Origin of the sequence: Erwinia sp. QL-Z3 (assembly GCF_004551645.1) — a bacterium.
Classification (GTDB): Bacteria; Pseudomonadota; Gammaproteobacteria; order Enterobacterales; family Enterobacteriaceae; genus Erwinia; species Erwinia billingiae.
Map to the genome: position 1 here is coordinate 3,749,973 of NZ_CP037950.1, position 17,457 is coordinate 3,767,429.

The window sequence follows — 17,457 nt, forward strand, 5'->3', positions numbered from 1 at the left end:
CACTTAAATTATAAATGGCTTAAATACCATGTTTACTAAAAAAATAACCCTTAAAAGTTTATGCGCGATGACCCTGTTCCTTTTCCAGTGTCATTCCTATGCGGCATCCCTCGCCGAACGTGATATCGATCAATTTTTACGTGAACAGAACGTCACTGAAAGCCAGGATGCAATTGAAGACGAGAAGAAAATTCAGTCCGCGCAAGAGGAGAACCGCCAACAGACAGCAAACGATCGGGTGGCAGATAAAAATGCTGGCCCAAAATATCTTATTTCAAAAATAGAAGTCACCAATGATGATCTCTTCGCCACGTCGAAAGAAAGAAATCAGATTATCTCATCATATCAAGGTACGAAGATGGGAAGGGCGGATATTATAAAGCTAATCCGCGAATTAACCAATTTCTATATCGGAAAGGGATATTCAACGTCTCTGGTCAGCCTGGAGAGAACCAATCTCAACAGTGGCATTCTCAAACTCACCGTGCTCTGGGGCAAGATCGATAGCATCACCATAAACGGTAAAAGTGATTATGGCTGGAGGGACCGGCTGCAGCTGTTTGCGGCGATCCCTGCTGCCCAGAACGGCAAACTCAACATACAAGAGCTGGATCAGGGGCTGGAAAATATGTTGAAGGTATCGCCAAAAACCGCCATTAAAGTCAAAGCAACCGAGAAGCCCGGCTATTCCGTTGTCGATTATAGCGATTTGGACGTTCGCTATTTTTCATTTGGCGCCGGGTTAAATAATTCCGGTACAGAGCCTCAAGGCGATCACCAATACTATCTGACGGCAACAGGCAGAAATATTCTTGGCGTAAATGACTCCTTATCCGGCAGGTACTCCTGGTACAACATGAAGGATGATAAAGAGCATCAGTATACGGCTTATGGTTCACTCAACCTGCCGTATCGCTACTGGAATCTCGATTTAAGCTATTTGTATTCGAATTATGAAAACTATGTCGGGGGTACCTATGGTCGTTACCATGGTGAGGGCACCTCACGCCGCTTATCAGCCAAAGTGAGTCGGCTGATTGGGCGCGATGCCAGCGGTAAATTTAGCGCCTGGGCGAAAGTTGAGAAGCGCTACAGCACTAACTTCATTGAAAATTACAAAATAGCGGTCAGTTCAAAAAACTACAGCAACGTTTCTACCGGCATTAACTATGTCGGAAACGTGCTTGACGGTTGGTTCTATGGCGATTTGTCGGTGGTGGCCGGCACCCCGTGGTTTAACGCCAGCTGGACAGACGATCCGGACCTTAAAGGCTATGACATCGATTTTGTGAAATACGTCGGCTATATGACATGGAAGAAAAATATTGCCAGCATCAAACGTATCGGCTTGCAGTATGAAGGCACGACAACATTCCAGTACACCAATGATACCGTGGTCAGCAGCGAGCAGATAACGGTAGGGGATGAATATTCGGTCAGGGGCTTTAAAAATGACTATATCCGCGCGGCATCAGGTGCTGTGCTATCCAATAACATTAATTTCCCTGTTGCTATTAATGCCTACTCTTTTAATACCCTGACGCCTTTTGTTGGTTACGATATTTCTGTGGCGAAAGATAATTGTGACACGAGGTGTAATACTCAAACCCTTTCAGGTGCAGCTGTCGGTATCAAAGTTTCAAACAACCATTTCTCTGCAGCATTAACATCCGCATGGCCAGTCAGTATACCTGACGATTTGAAGAGAAATAAAATCGACAGAAACGTTGTTTATTACAATATGAACGTTAATTTTTAATACATATGGAGCGTGTACATCATGAAAAGCAATGCCAAAAAAAAGTCCTACAGAACGGCCAGAAAATTCAAATTAAGCCCGGTATTTATCAGCTTAATGGGGCTTCTCCCTTTATCTCAGAGTTACGCGGGTAACATTGTCGTTGATCCAACGCAAATTAATGGTCCCGGTATTAATGCAACCGCCAACGGTACACCCTTGATCGACATCGCTGATCCTAACAACAAGGGGATTTCACATAACAAATTCACTGAGTTCAATGCCAGTAACCCCGGTGTGGTGTTCAATAACAGCATGACCGATGGGGTGAGTCAGATTGGAGGCTATGCGCTTAAGAACAGTAACCTGAGTAAAGAGTCCTCTGCCATTATTACCGAAGTCACCGGCTCGAAATCGTCCCATCTCCAGGGCACGTTGGAGGTTTTAGGCAGCAAAGCGGATTTAATCATCGCTAATGAAAATGGCATTGTGGTGAATGGCATATCGACCATCAACAGCCAATCTCTCACCTTGTCGACGGGTAAAGCACAGCAGCAAGATGATGGCCATTACCTCCTTTCTGTTGATAAGGGCAACGTGCTGATTGATTCGGCTGGCGTCTCAACCGAGGGGCTGGACTACTTCGATATTGTCAGCCGAAGCGCCACCCTGCAGGGCAGTATATCCGGCCCGGCGGCAATAAAGGTGTTGACCGGTAATAACGACTATGACCCGTCGAGCCGTGAGCATGCTGTTCGCGCAGCGAAGGGCGAAAACACGCCAGCTATCGCCATCTCGGGTTCAAGCGTGGGCTCCATGTACGGCAGCAGGATACAGCTGATCAGTACCGAGAGCGGTGCGGGGGTGAAACATGACGGCAGTATCATCAGTGCCAGCGATATTGAAATCTCAGCCTCGGGCGATATTTCTCTGGCCGCACTGAAATCTGAGCGAGATATTACCGTGACAGGTGAAAATATCTCCACCACGTCTTCGGGCAGCATTGGCGGTTTCAATGCAGAAAGAGACATCTTTATATCCGCACTGAATAAGCTCAATGTCGGTGCGGATATGGTGTCAAATAGCGGGATAATCAGAATCGTCGCTGATTCACTTTTGCAAAAGGCAGCGAAAATTCAGTCTAAAGGCCTGCGTACCGATATCACTTCCATTGATATTAATCTGAGCGGCGATTACACGCTCACTGGCCAAATCCAGGCACTGGACAGCAATAATAACATTATCAGCAATGCGGTTATTACCCTGCAGGATGGCAGTTATGTCGTCACGGTAAAGGGTAATAAGGTCGCTTATTCTACGATTGTCTCCGATGTCGCCCTGAACGCCAAAAACGGAAACGTCAACATCAATGCCAAAGGCGTAAGCAATCAGGGGGGAAGCCTGAGTGCAGACGTCGGGAAGCTGACCTTCAACGTACAAGATGTCATTTCCAGTAACGGCATTATCCAGTCAACCGGCAATCTGGTGCTGGTCTCCAACTCGCTGTTAAACAACGGACTGGCGTACAGTTCGGCTGCGGTCAGTATCAATGTCAACGATTTGACTAACGCGGGCGCGATTAAGGGTAAAAAGCGGGTGTCACTGACCAGCGCTAACTCAGTGAACAATTCTGGTTTGATCGCGAGTGATACTGCTATTGATATCACCGCTACAGAGAGTATTAACCAGGGCAAGATTCACGCCGCCGACACCATCAATTTCAACCTTAAAAAATCACTTTCCAACAAGGGGGCCGGTGAAATCATCAGCGACAATGACATTGTGGTGAATACCCTCGATAACACGGTCGTTGCGGTGAAAAATGAGGGCGCCGCCCAGATACAGGCAAACAACCTGTCTCTCAATGGCAGCAGTACGCTGGATAATACCGACCAGGCGCAGATTTTGATCGCCGACCGCTTAAGCATGAGTCGCCTGCAGGCGCTATCGAATGGTGGGCTGATTCAGGCCGCATATATCGCCTTAACCGGCAATGAGAAACTGAGTAATGACGGGCAGTTAATCGCGACCGATACGCTCTTGATCGTGTCAAAGTCCGTCATGAACAGCAGTACGTTGCAGGCTGAGAACACGCTCACCCTCACAACGGGCACTCTGGATAATAGCGGAACGGTGCAATCAAAGGGTGGCATGACGGTTAGCGCTGCCAGCCTGACAAACAAGGAGGGTGCTACTATTGCTGCAAGCAACGATCTCAACCTCAACCTTAGCTCAGCGCTGGAAAATGATGCTTCCAACATCATGGCAGGCGGCACGCTGAATATTATCGGGAATGCCAACGAGAAAACGTTAAATATCAGCAATTCTAATGGCGCTGAAATCAGTGCCGCTGCGTTGATTATTGAAAACGTTGCAAACCTGATCAACAGCTCAAGCGTTATCGGCAGTACCGCTAATCTGATAATCAAAAATGTTGAGTCGATCAAAAACAGTCTCGATGAAGCCAAGATTCAGGGCAGGGACGTTGTCATTTCAGATGTGAGCAACATCACTAATGCAGGATTGATTTTTGCAAATGACAAGCTGGCGTTAAATAACATTAAAAGCCTGGATAACACGTCAAAAATTTCCGCAGAAGATACCATATCTACTGACTCCATTAATACGATTAATAACTCCGGAACGGTTTCCAGTGGCAGCAGCGTAACGATTTCGAACAGCGGTGAGTTAATCAACAGCGGTGAAATTACCTCTGGAAATGTTAAGGTTGATAACATCAACACCCTCGATAATACATATTCTATCGGCGCTGAGTCGGATCTTGAATTTAAACAGGTCAACAAATTAACCAACAGTGGCTTACTCTATTCCGCTAAAAATATCACTCTTCAGGACCTCATTGATTTAATCAATTCAAGTGACAGCAAATCGGGTAGTGAAGCACAAATAATTGCCGATGCAGGCATGGTGATAAAAAACATCACTAACCTGATCAATGCCGGTGACACAGCCGTTATTAATAGCTTTGGCCTGCTTAACATTGTTGATGTGGCAAATATTGCTAACAGTAAACGCGCGATCATCAGTGGTGATATGGGACTGGTATTAGATAAAATTGGCACCATCCTCAATAGCGCTGCTGCCAGCGTGATCAGCCAGAATGGTTCAGTCACCGTCAGTGCGAAAAGCATAGAGAACACCGGAAGTTATTATGAGGATGTTTACAATGATGAAGGCAAGCTGGTCGACAGGATAGACGAAACATCTATTTTCTATGCTATGGATGATTTAACGGTCACTGCCGATAAAATTACCAACAGTGATGAAGCGTATCTGTTCAGTGAAAATGGCAGTATTGATGTAACCACCGGTCGGTTAATTAACGATAATGCGGTGATTTCAGCCGCCAATGCCCTTAATGTTCACGTGGACAAAGGCACGGTGACGAACTCAGCGGGGACCATGACTGCTGATAAGATCGCGATTACCGCAGATTTGTTAGAGAACAAAGATGATGGTTCACTCTATGCCAAAACCCTCAATCATTTTATTGTTAACAGAATAGACCATAGTGATGGGCGAATTTCTTCGTCGAAAGACATCATTATAGATATTAAAGATGACTTCTCTTTCGGCAACAGAAGCATCCTCGCAAATGACAATATCACTATAAACTCTGCGGGAAATATCACCAATGATAAAAATGAAGAGAATTATGCCAGCTTCATTCTTCATGCTAAAAAAGACTTTATCAATTACAGTGGCGGTTCGTTAGTAACCGCAAAGAATCTGATTATCACAGCAAAAAACTTTATTAATGAGAGCAACACGCTGCTTTGGTCTCTTGGCGATCTCGCAGTTAATGTCGGCGCTGGCGATTTTACAAATCACTCCGAAGGCAATATTTACAGCAATAAATCGATGTCATTGATAGCCCTGAACCTGTTCAATTATGCTGGTCACATTCAATCTGGTGGCGATTTGTTAATTGATGCTAACGAGTTGATAAATAGAAGCTCCTATAATGAGGTTAAGTGGTCGTTAGGGCAAAGTAATGAACTTTCTGGTATGCATCAATACAAAACCTCAAAGATTTATGTCAACGAAGACTATGTCTTTATGACGTTACCCACCTGGCAATCAGATATCTACATCGACCAGAAAGCGGCAATCAAGTCCGGGAGAGATTTGAAAATAAACAGTCGCGGGGTTTTCAGTAATCCAAAAGTGACCAATACCGGCGGTTTACTTGCAGCCTCGCAGGATATTTTTATTAACGGCGATCTTTATAATGAACCAGAATATGCGTCCATGTCGCTATTTGAATATATGAACACGCCGTTCAACGTTATATTACAACATGACTATTACAAAGCGATTTCGACTAAACACCAGAAAGTGCAATTCTCGACATTGTACGCCATGCTGGACTATGTTTTCGGAGAGGGTAAATCACCTTCAACGCTGGATGTTTCAAAGGGTTTTCACTCCAGCCTTATCAATGTCTCTAAATCAAGCAACCCGTTTGAAGAAGTCATGACCCGCCTGTTTGGCGAAACCTGGAGGAATAAATCCTGGGATGAGATGCAAACCTTGTGGTCTTCTGCCATCTCTTCACAGGACGAACTGATCAAACAGCAGATGGTGTATTTCTTACCGATGGATCAGGGCGCGATTACAGCGGGCAGGAACTTCACACATACCGGCGGTTCATTCAATAATGGCATAAGTGACGATATCGTCAAAACCAACACCGTAGTTGATGTTGAGGTGGGTGATAAAACGGTTAAAGCGCTGGAGTCCAATGCTCAAATCCTCGTGAATCAGAAGGTGTTGGCTGAGATTTTCATGGGTATCAGTACCTTACCGACGGTTGGCGAGCTTAACCGTATTCCGGGCATGTTTACGCATTCGACCGCGTTTAAAAAATATATTTCCACGGGCAGTGTCACCGGGACAGTGGATGCCACCACTGCCGTGGGAGACCACACCCTGACGATCATCCCTTTGTATGAGACAACCCTGACGATGATTGATAAGAGTTCGCTTTACGGCTCTGATTACTTCTTCAAACAGATTAACTATACCTCCGATAAGCCGGTAACCGTGGTCGGTGATAGTTACTATCTCACCGAATTGATCAATCGCCAGATTGAAACGACATTGGGTTCATTCTTCAGTTACCGCAACAGCCTTGCCGGGACTGAACTGGTTAAACATCTGATGGATAATGCTGCACTGGTTGCCGACGCTATGGGATTAGAAGTTGGTGTGGCGTTGACTGAAGATCAGCGTAAGAATATTGATGAAGATATTATTTGGTATGTCGAGCAGCAGGTTGACGACTATATGGTACTGGTACCGACCATCTATTTATCTAAAACCACGCAGAAGCAGCTCAACGAAGGCGTTCCAAGTTCCGTGGTGCATGCAAACCAGGACATCAATATCGATGCCAGCTCAATAACCAGCGTTAACGGGCTTATTTCCGCAGGAAAGGATGCAAATCTTACTTCAGAGGGCGATATTTCCATTGCCTCTACTGACGTGGCAGGCGGCATTGCAGCGGGCGGCAACCTGGCTATTACCTCTGAAGAGGGCGATATTGAAGTTAGTGGTTCCTACCTGCGCAGTGGTGATGATATGAGCATCACGGCTGAAAAGGGCGATACGACCTTTACCGCCAGTATTGGCACCCAATATGATGGTAATAAAAAGCTTCACACCATTGATGACAGTATTCAGGCAGGTGGCAATCTGAAAGTCACCGGTGAAAATGTCATCCTCAATGCGATTGATGTTGCTGCAGGTGGCGATGCGGAAATTACTGCAACAGACGGTGATGTTGAGTTTAATGCGCTTAGCGAGATTGTCTCCGAGCGGAGCATCGAGTACAGCAATGACGGATTGTTTTCGGATACCACTGTCGATAAACAGAGTATTACCGCCACTGCCGTTACCAGTAGCGTATCGTCCGGTGGAGACCTCAAGGTGAAAGCCGCAAATGATATCAATATCGAGGGGGCGTCGTTCTCCGCCGAGAATGGCAGTTTTGGTGCAGGAAATGATGTCAATATCGCCACTGCGCAAGATGTTACCTGGGAAAAAGAAACCACCACTAAAAATGAGCTCGTGTTTGGGGCAAGTGCTTCCGGCGGTGGATATTCCGCTGATATGGAGGCTTCAAGCGTTGATGGTTTAGAAACGGGGACCTCCAATGGATATGATAGCGTGAACCAGTATGGTGGCGAGACCACCGGTCGCGGCAAAAGTAATGGCGCAGCAGGAGTGACACCGACCGCCGGTTTCAAAGCGGGTATGCAAAGCACCACCACAACCACAGAAAAGTCTTCGGTGAAAAACGCCAATGCGCAATTCGATTTTTCAAATTCCGGTACGTTTTCTGCTGAAGAAACTGTCGATATCGGCGGCGGTGATTTCGCCATGGAGGAAATGAATGTTGAGGCAAATAATATTGCGTCAACCAAATATCTGGATGAATCCAAGACCACCACTGAAACAAAACAGACTTTCACCGGCATTAACGCTGAAGGGCATAGTGTCGTTGCGGATGTTACCAACAAATATGCTGCATTAGCTCAAGAGGGGAACGATGTCAATATCGGTGAAACAACGGCTTCTGCCGTTGGTGACGCGACAAACCTGATATTTAATGACCTGGCGGGAGGATCGGTCAGTTTTGGCTATCAGACGACGACCTCTGGAGAAAAAACCTATAACGCGCAGGAAAACATTAACAACATTAATGTGGGCAGTTTGAATCTTAAATCTAATAATAACACCGTGCTGAGTGGTGTGGATATTAATGCAGAAAATGTCACCGTTGAGGCGGGAGGCGATTTTACCATGGAATCTGCGAAAACCTATTCGCAGTCCGATACCTATTCCAGCACCAAAAGCGGCGGTCTCAGTGTTGGTGCTTCAGCGGGGGCGACCGGCGCAGGTGTCGGTGCCAGTCTTGATTATGCTCAATATGACGAGAAGTCCTCAGCATCATCTACTACACACACAAATTCCCAGATGAATGCCGGCAACGTCAACATTACCACCGGCGGGAATATGACGCTTGAAGGGGCGAACATCGTTGCCGATAAGGGGGATGTGGATGTGGCAGGGGATCTGAACATCACCAGCGCCCAGGATACGGTTAACTCCACGGCGTCCAGCAGCCAGGCAAGCGCATCAGCAGGTGCGGCGGTTTCAACCTCGGGAATTATACCCACGGCAAGTGCGGGATATGGTCAGGGAAGCGAATATTACAATTCAGCTACTGTTACTAAGCAAAGTGGTATCACCAGCAGTGGAGAGATGGATATTAAGGTTGGCAAGGATCTCAACCTGACCGGCGGGCATATTCTTTCCGACTCTGAAAACAGTCGCGTTGACGTAGAGGGTGACATCAATGCAGTCACGCTAGTCGATTCAATCGAACAGGATGGATTGTATGCGGGCGGAAGTGGCGGAGTTGATAAAAAAGGCAATCTGACAGGCAGTGCATATGTCACCACGGTTGATGAAGTTCACTATAAGGAAGATCAAAAATCCACACTCTCTGTGGGCAACCATACAGCGGGAGGTAGCGTCAACGGCACACTGAATCAAGACAGCAGTAATATGAGCGAAGTCACAGAAGATATCTTTACGGCAGGGAGCGATATTTCGGCCACACTGGGTGGAAACGCAAGAGGTAAGGGTAAAACTAAGTCCAGGACTGAGAACGGCAATAATACCGCGTCTGCAACGCCGGATACTGGCAGTCAATCTGGCAGTCAATCTGGCAGTCAATCTGGTAGCAACTCCTCACCTTCACATCCTGTACACGACTCGCCGTCAAATGTCCCAGATACTGGACATGCCTCGGCGAAGGATCCTTCCACGGGCCATTCGACTGAGAAAACGCCAGGTAATAGCACGGATAAATCCACAGCGAAGCCTGACCAGGCACATGAGACGCCAATAAAGGTACCGGATGTTGGCCATTCCTCAGCGAAGGAGCCTTCAACAGGAAACTCAACTGAAAAATCGCCATCAGATACCGATACGGCCCATGAATCTCCGACAACTGTCCCGGATACTGGCCTTTCATCCGCAACGGATCCCTCATTGGGTGATGCAACCGTGCAATCAAAACCTAAGCGTAAAGTTTGGGCATTGAGTCCGCAGGGCAACCTGAAGGGCGGCAGCAATGTCGGAACCATTAAAAATGGCCCAAAACTGGATTCCATCATGGAGAAATGGAAAAAAGAGTATGAAAAACGCAATGAAGATTAAGGTGATGGAGTAGATAACTCCCTCGCTAGCGTCCCGTCGCGCCCGATATTGCTAATCGGGCGCGGCACGATTTTTGCGACGTTGACTACGACAACAACGGGCCAGAAATCCACCCTAAACCTGACATCAGCAAGTGACTTAATTACGATACGGTCACGCGTTGTCAATCAGAACGCATTACGCTAAGCTGGCAAAATGACGAAACAAATAAATAAACTCCCCCCGCGGGGGCCGTCGGATCACAGTGTCCGCGATCAGGTTGTCGAAGCTGCCACCGAGCATTTTGGACATTACGGCTATGAGAAAACCACCGTGTCGGAACTGGCGAAAGCCATTGGTTTTTCTAAGTCTTACATCTACAAATTTTTCGATTCCAAGCAGGCCATCGGCGAGGTGATTTGCAGCAACCGACTGGCGATGATTATGGTGATCGTCAATGCAGCCATTGCCGATGCACCGTCTGCCTCTGAAAAAATACGGCGTTTATTCAGTGCCATAACTGAAGCAGGCAGCGATCTGTTTTTTCACGACCGCAAGCTTTATGACATTGCTGCCGTCGCGTCGCGTGATAGCTGGCCCTCAGCAGAAGCGTATAAAGGTCGGGTGCGCCAGCTGATCGAACAGATCATTGTCGAAGGGCGTCAGGCCGGGGAGTTTGAAGGTAAAACGCCGCTGGATGAGGCAACCCAGGCAATATATCTGGTCATGCTGCCTTACATCAGTCCAGTACAACTGCAATTCAATTTGGAAACCGCGCCGGCTGCGGCAACACTCCTGTCTTCGTTGATACTGAGAAGTCTGTCACCCGACTGGTGACTATTGACAATATTGGTCACTAGTCTGAGAATGCGGTTACTCTCCTGTTAAAGTGTAAGGGAACCGATGCTCAGGCTACATCCTGCCCGTTTTGCTGTTTACCTGTTGCCGCTTGCCCTGGTGGCCTGCGGTGACGCTTCCGTTGCTGACGATCCCCGGACTCAGCCCCCTCTGATAAGAACGGCAACCGTCGTCAGTGCGGTCGATGCCTCACGCGCCTTCACCGGCGTTGTGGTTGCTCGTGTGCAAAGCGACCTCGGCTTTCGCGTTGAAGGGAAGATCCTCGAACGCCTGGTTGATACTGGCCAGAACGTTAAACGCGGTCAGCCATTGATGCGTCTGGATCCGGTTGATTTACGCCTGCAGGCACAGGCTCAGCAACAGACCGTTGCTGCCGCACGGGCGCGGGCAAAACAAGCGACTGATGACGAGGGGCGCTATCGTGGCCTGGTGAAAACGGGCGCAGTATCAGCCTCGGCCTACGATGGCATCAAAGCGGCGGCAGAGTCGGCCAAAGCTGAACTCAGTGCGGCTCAGGCACAGGCGAATGTGGCACAAAACGCCACCGGCTATGCCGTACTGCTGGCCGATGCTGACGGCGTGGTGATGGAAACATTGGCTGAACCCGGTCAGGTCGTCAGCGCCGGGCAGCCGGTTGTCCGTCTGGCCAGAGCAGGGCAGCGGGAGGCGGTGGTGCAACTGCCCGAGACGCTACGACCGGCTCCCGGCAGCGAGGCCGCCGCAACGCTGTACGGTGCCGGCCAACAGGCCGTTCCTGCCAAACTGCGGCTCCTTTCCGATGCGGCCGATCCGGTCACCCGTACCTTCGAAGCGCGATATGTGCTTGGGGGGACGCTGGCGGCAGCCCCGCTGGGATCCACCGTCACGCTGCATATCAGCGACTCTCCGTTACCGCAGCAGATGATGCAGGTCCCTTTGGCCGCACTCTATGATTCAGGGAAAGGGCCGGGTGTCTGGACGATTTCGGGCTCGCCAGCCAAAGTGTCATGGCGACCGGTTTCGGTAGTGGGATTGGGTGACGATGCGGCAAGCGTGACCGGTTCGCTTAAGCCGGGAGAGCAGGTGGTCGCGCTGGGCGCACATCTGTTGCATGAGGGTGAAGCCGTGCGCATCGCGCAGAACGACGCCAGCATTGCCGGGAGCCGGCCATGAGGGAAGGGCGATTCAATCTGTCAGCGCTAGCCGTTCGCGAGCGCTCAATCACACTGTTTCTGATTATATTGATTACCGTGGCCGGCATTCTGTCGTTCTTTGAACTGGGGCGCGCTGAGGATCCGCCTTTTACCGTCAAGCAGATGACGATTATTACGGCCTGGCCAGGTGCCACGGCACAGGAAATGCAGGACCAGGTGGCCGAACCGCTTGAAAAGCGGTTGCAGGAACTGAAGTGGTACGACCGCAGTGAAACCTACACGCGCCCCGGTCTGGCTTTTACCCTGCTGTCACTGCAGGACAGCACGCCGCCTTCACAGGTGCAGGAAGAATTTTATCAGGCACGTAAGAAGCTGGGTGATGAGGCCGTTAACCTGCCGGCTGGCGTTACCGGGCCGATGATCAATGATGAATTCTCCGACGTGACCTTTGCGCTTTTTGCCTTAAAGGCAAAAGGCGAACCGCAGCGGCTGCTGGCCCGTGATGCCGAATCGCTGCGCCAGCAGCTTCTGCATGTGCCGGGCGTAAAAAAGGTCAATATCATCGGCGAACAGGCCGAACGTATCTTTGTTTCCTTCTCCCATGACCGACTGGCCACGCTGGGCATTGCCCCTGAAGATATTTTCTCCGCCCTCAACAGTCAGAATCTGCTCACGCCTGCCGGGTCGATTGATACCCAGGGACCGCAGGTCTTTATCCGCCTCGATGGCGCATTCGACAAGCTGGACAAAATCCGTGAAACGCCGATCATCGCCGGAGGCCGGACCCTGCAACTTTCTGACGTGGCAACCGTTGCGCGTGGTTATCAGGATCCTGCCACCTTCCTGATCCGCAATCAGAGCGAGCCGGCGCTGTTGCTGGGCATCGTTATGCGGGATGGCTGGAACGGCCTGGATCTGGGTAAAGCGCTGGATGCGGAGACGGCAAAAATCAACCACGGCATGCCGCTGGGAATGAGCCTGACCAAGGTCACCGATCAGTCCGTCAACATCAGTTCTGCCGTTGACGAGTTTATGATCAAGTTTTTCGTCGCGCTGCTTGTGGTGATGGTGGTGTGCTTTGTCAGTATGGGATGGCGCGTGGGGGTAGTGGTGGCCGCCGCGGTGCCGCTGACCCTGGCCATCGTCTTTGTGGTGATGGAGGCATCCGGGAAAAACTTCGACCGCATTACGCTGGGTTCGCTGATTCTGGCGCTGGGTCTGCTGGTCGATGATGCCATTATCGCCATCGAAATGATGGTGGTGAAAATGGAGGAGGGCTACGACCGAATTAAAGCTTCCGCCTATGCCTGGTCTCACACGGCTGCACCAATGCTGGCGGGCACGCTGGTCACCGCCGTCGGTTTTATGCCCAACGGGTTTGCCCAGTCCACCGCCGGTGAATACACCAGCAATATGTTCTGGATCGTCGGGATTGCGCTGATCGCCTCCTGGGTGGTGGCGGTGGTATTTACGCCCTATCTGGGTGTTAAAATGCTGCCGGACATCAAAAAGGTGGAAGGGGGACATGCGGCCATTTACAACACCCGCCATTACAACCGCTTTCGCCGCTTACTGACCCGCGTCATTGCACGAAAGTGGATGGTGGCCGGCAGCGTCATTGCCCTCTTCGCTGTGGCGATAGTCGGCATGGGCGCGGTGAATAAACAATTTTTCCCGACCTCCGATCGCCCGGAAGTGCTGGTAGAAGTGCAGATGCCTTATGGCAACTCGATTGAGCAGACCAGCGCCACAACCGCGAAAATCGAAAGCTGGCTTAGAAAGCAAAGAGAGGCACAAATCACCACGTCTTACATCGGACAGGGGCCGCCGCGTTTTTATCTGGCCATGGCGCCAGAACTACCGGATCCGTCATTTGCCAAGATTGTGGTGCTGACCGACAGTCAGGAAGCGCGTGAAAAGCTTAAGTTTCGGCTTCGTGACGCCGTAGCAGCGGGGCTGGCGCCCGAAGCGCGCGTGCGGGTGACGCAGCTGGTGTTTGGTCCGTATTCCCCGTATCCGGTGGCCTATCGCGTGATGGGACCGGATCCCGACACCGTGCGCGCCATCGCCGGCAAGGTGGAAGCCGTGATGCAGGCCAGCCCGATGATGAGGACCGTCAATACTGACTGGGGCCCACGCGTGCCGACGCTGCATTTCACACTTGATCAGCATCGCCTGCAGGCGGTGGGACTGACCTCCAATGCGGTGGCGCAACAGCTTCAGTTCCTGCTGTCAGGCGTTCCGCTGACCTCCGTGCGTGAAGACATTCGTTCGGTGCAGGTTATGGCACGCGCGGCAGGCGATATCCGGCTCGATCCGGCAAAAATTGCCGGTTTCACCCTGGTGGGTTCCGCCGGCCAGCGCATTCCGCTTTCTCAAATCGGGGCGGTTGACGTGCGGATGGAAGATCCGCTACTGCGCCGACGCGATCGCACCCCGACCATTACCGTGCGCGGCGATATTGCCGAGCACCTGCAGCCGCCGGATGTCTCCACGGCAATCATGACCGCTTTGCAGCCGATCATCGCCCAGCTTCCGGCCGGATACCGCATCGAACAGGCGGGATCGATCGAAGAGTCCGGCAAAGCCACCCAAGCGATGGCGCCGCTGTTCCCGATCATGATAGCCATGACGCTGTTGATTATTATCCTGCAGGTTCGCTCGATGTCGGCGATGGTGATGGTTTTCCTCACCGCGCCACTGGGGTTGGTGGGGGTCGTGCCCACGCTGCTGCTCTTCAACCAGCCGTTTGGTATCAATGCGCTGGTCGGCCTCATCGCGCTGTCGGGGATTTTGATGCGTAACACGCTGATCCTGATAGGGCAGATCGATCACAACCAACGCGAAGGACTTGCGCCATTCGATGCGGTGGTGGAAGCGACGGTGCAGCGCGCCCGGCCGGTATTACTGACGGCAATGGCCGCGATTCTGGCCTTTATTCCCCTGACACACTCCGTATTCTGGGGAACCCTGGCTTATACCCTGATTGGCGGGACATTCGGTGGCACCATCATCACGCTGGTGTTCTTGCCGGCGATGTACGCAATCTGGTTCAAAATTCGCCCCCAGCAATCAACGCCTGACGATAAAGAGGTAGTCCCCCATGAACAGTCATAACAACATGCGCATCGTCGTGACCGGCTGCGGCCTGGTCAGCCCTCTGGGATGCGGCACGGAGAAAGTCTGGCAAAGGCTGCTGGAAGGGCGCTCGGGGATTACCCGCCTGTCGCCTGAAATCAGTGAAGGAACCGGCGTTACCGTCGCAGGCCAGGTTCCTTCTCTGTCAGAAGACCCTGAGGCAGGCTACGATCCGGATCGGTTTATCGCCGCCAAAGAACGCAAGAAAATGGACCGTTTCATCGAATTTGCCCTCGTTGCGGCCGAAGAAGCGCTGACGCAGGCCGGCTGGCATCCTGAGGATGACCATCAGCAGCAACGAACCGCCACCATTATCGCCTCCGGCGTGGGCGGGTTTGGTGCCATCGCGGATGCGGTGAGGACGACAGATACCCGAGGTCCGCGCAGGCTATCACCGTTCACTGCGCCCTCATTCCTTGCCAATATGGCGGCTGGCCATGTCTCGATCCGCTATGGTTTCCGGGGACCGCTCGGCGCACCGATCACCGCCTGTGCTGCAGGCGTTCAGGCGATTGGCGATGCGGCCCGGCTAATTCGATGTGGTGAAGCGGATATTGCCCTTTGCGGCGGCACCGAGGCAGCCATCGATCGCGTCACATTGGGCTGTTTTGCCGCTGCGCGCGCGCTCTCAACCGGATTTGCAGATGCACCGGAACAGGCATCACGGCCCTTTGACTGCGATCGCAATGGTTTTGTGATGGCAGAGGGCGCCGGACTTTTGGTGATCGAATCGCTTGAGCATGCGCTGGCGCGCGGCGCGACCCCGCTTGCCGAACTGGTAGGGTATGGCACCAGTGCCGATGCCTGGCATCTGACGGCAGGACCGGAAGACGGCAGCGGTGCCCGGCGGGCAATGGAACTGGCGTTAGGTCAGGCGGGGGTTAAGGCTGACGACATTCAGCATATCAATGCCCATGCCACCTCAACCCCGGTGGGTGATCGGGGCGAACTGGCGGCCATTAAGTCGGTGTTTGGCACAGAATCTGATGTGGCCATCAGCTCGACAAAGTCTGCGACCGGCCATTTGCTGGGCGCAGCGGGCGGGATTGAAGCCATCTTTACCCTGCTGGCACTGCGTGACCAGGTGATTCCACCGACGCTGAATTTGCATCATCCTGATGAGGCCGGAAAAGGACTGAATTTTGTGGCATTAAAAGCCTGTCCAACGGCCATCACCTATGCATTATCAAACGGCTTCGGTTTCGGCGGCGTCAATGCCAGCGTTCTCTTTCGCCGCTGGGAAGACGTCAGTTAATCACTCTGATCCACTGAACTAACCGCGAGTTATTGCGATCGTTTAGCGACGATCGCAATAACACACTCGTCTTGCCGGGAAAGTTGTCTTTTTAAATCGTGGTCAAATTTTTAGCCCCAGGCTGCCAGTCCGGATCTCCCGATCGCGAGACAACCCGGCGCAAAGCGGATCGCACCACCGCGACGTGGAACGGGGTAATGACAAAAAGATAAATTCTGCCAAACCAGCTGTTCACCTTTACGCTGGTTGTTGAACGCAGCATCATCCCGGCGTCGGTAGCATCAAGCGTAAACCAGGCCCTGAAATCCAGATGGCTGTCCAACATTCCCAGCTCTACTTCGTCAGGCGAGGAGTGGATCACCGGGAAGAAGGCGATATGATCGACGTTGCTGTCGTGATGCTTAATCTCTTCGGAGGTTTTGACGCCAAAAGGCGAGACTATCATATCCCGCAATTTCATCAGGCCACGAAACAGGGCCGGCGGCTTTGAAAAGGCAATCTGAGCAAGCCAGTAGGCATCTGCCCGGGTGCCCGCAGGCAAAATAACCCCGTAACAATCAATCAGGTCAGGCGAACTAAAGTGGTTTTTCGCCCGTAATGGCGGAGGTGTAACAAAGACGCCTTTTGATGCTTTATGCATTTCCATGCAGGCCTTCCTTTTAAAGAGATTGTTTAGGATATTAACCGACCCAGTTACGTTTAGCCGCCTCAATTTCCCCCTTATTCTGCTCAACCCACAGCAAAATCGCCTGTAGATGCGGTTCTAACGAACGCCCAAGGGCGGATATTTCATAGATCACCGCCACCGGCGACTGGGTCAGTACCGTGCGGGTAATAAATCCATTGGCTTCCAGTCTCCTCAGCGTCTGCGTCAGCGCCTTTTGCGTGATGTCCGGCATCGCGCGTCGCAGTGCATTGAAGCGCACGGGTCCATGACAGAGTTCATTAAGGACCAGCAGCGTCCATTTACTGGTTAACTCTTCCAGAATCACCCGACTTGATTCCAGTTGTTGAGGCGTTGATGAAGACATAAGGAAGGATACTCCAGGCTACCTGGTGGCATTCAGGTACCTAATTGCAATCAGGTATAAATAGTATACTAA

At 51.2% G+C, this 17,457-nt stretch carries 8 protein-coding genes; 6 read left to right on the forward strand and 2 right to left on the reverse strand.

Annotated features, from left to right (window positions below):
• Positions 1–28 precede the first annotated feature (28 nt).
• The 6 genes from E2F51_RS18050 (at position 29) to fabF (ending at position 16,354) form a co-directional block, all read left to right on the forward strand.
• Complete coding sequence (locus E2F51_RS18050) at positions 29–1,759, forward strand: ShlB/FhaC/HecB family hemolysin secretion/activation protein (protein ID WP_134824146.1); 1,731 nt, start codon at positions 29–31, stop codon at positions 1,757–1,759.
• A 21-nt stretch (positions 1,760–1,780) separates the two neighbouring features.
• Positions 1,781–9,991 (forward strand): hemagglutinin repeat-containing protein, encoded by an 8,211-nt coding sequence (locus E2F51_RS18055; protein WP_134824147.1) that lies wholly within the window; start codon positions 1,781–1,783, stop codon positions 9,989–9,991.
• 195 nt (positions 9,992–10,186) lie between these two features.
• On the forward strand, positions 10,187–10,807 hold the full coding sequence (locus E2F51_RS18060) for a TetR/AcrR family transcriptional regulator (protein WP_134824148.1): 621 nt from the start codon (positions 10,187–10,189) through the stop codon (positions 10,805–10,807).
• A 66-nt stretch (positions 10,808–10,873) separates the two neighbouring features.
• On the forward strand, positions 10,874–11,980 hold the full coding sequence (locus E2F51_RS18065) for an efflux RND transporter periplasmic adaptor subunit (protein WP_134824149.1): 1,107 nt from the start codon (positions 10,874–10,876) through the stop codon (positions 11,978–11,980).
• The gene (locus E2F51_RS18070; protein WP_134824150.1) at positions 11,977–15,078 is read left to right on the forward strand and encodes an efflux RND transporter permease subunit; all 3,102 of its coding nucleotides are present in this window, start codon (positions 11,977–11,979) and stop codon (positions 15,076–15,078) included. The genes E2F51_RS18065 and E2F51_RS18070 overlap by 4 nt, the downstream gene beginning before the upstream one ends.
• Positions 15,065–16,354 carry a beta-ketoacyl-ACP synthase II gene (gene fabF, locus E2F51_RS18075; RefSeq protein WP_134824151.1) on the forward strand — a complete coding sequence of 430 codons (1,290 nt, stop codon included), beginning with the start codon at positions 15,065–15,067 and terminating at the stop codon, positions 16,352–16,354. The genes E2F51_RS18070 and fabF overlap by 14 nt, the downstream gene beginning before the upstream one ends.
• 91 nt (positions 16,355–16,445) lie before the next feature.
• On the opposite strand, the gene E2F51_RS18080 is transcribed toward fabF, so the two are convergent.
• Complete coding sequence (locus E2F51_RS18080) at positions 16,446–17,000, reverse strand: DUF2867 domain-containing protein (RefSeq protein ID WP_134824152.1); 555 nt, start codon at positions 16,998–17,000, stop codon at positions 16,446–16,448.
• Between the two features lie 34 nt (positions 17,001–17,034).
• Complete coding sequence (locus tag E2F51_RS18085) at positions 17,035–17,385, reverse strand: helix-turn-helix domain-containing protein (RefSeq protein WP_013202203.1); 351 nt, start codon at positions 17,383–17,385, stop codon at positions 17,035–17,037.
• Between the last annotated feature and the right edge of the window lie 72 nt (positions 17,386–17,457).

Coding starts and splice junctions, on each gene's coding strand:
- E2F51_RS18050 (WP_134824146.1), top strand. CDS start 29: ATGTTTACTAAAAAAATAACCCTTAAAAGTTTATGCGCGATGACCCTG.
- E2F51_RS18055 (WP_134824147.1), top strand. CDS start 1,781: ATGAAAAGCAATGCCAAAAAAAAGTCCTACAGAACGGCCAGAAAATTC.
- E2F51_RS18060 (WP_134824148.1), top strand. CDS start 10,187: ATGACGAAACAAATAAATAAACTCCCCCCGCGGGGGCCGTCGGATCAC.
- E2F51_RS18065 (WP_134824149.1), top strand. CDS start 10,874: ATGCTCAGGCTACATCCTGCCCGTTTTGCTGTTTACCTGTTGCCGCTT.
- E2F51_RS18070 (WP_134824150.1), top strand. CDS start 11,977: ATGAGGGAAGGGCGATTCAATCTGTCAGCGCTAGCCGTTCGCGAGCGC.
- fabF (WP_134824151.1), top strand. CDS start 15,065: ATGAACAGTCATAACAACATGCGCATCGTCGTGACCGGCTGCGGCCTG.
- E2F51_RS18080 (WP_134824152.1), bottom strand. CDS start 17,000: ATGGAAATGCATAAAGCATCAAAAGGCGTCTTTGTTACACCTCCGCCA.
- E2F51_RS18085 (WP_013202203.1), bottom strand. CDS start 17,385: ATGTCTTCATCAACGCCTCAACAACTGGAATCAAGTCGGGTGATTCTG.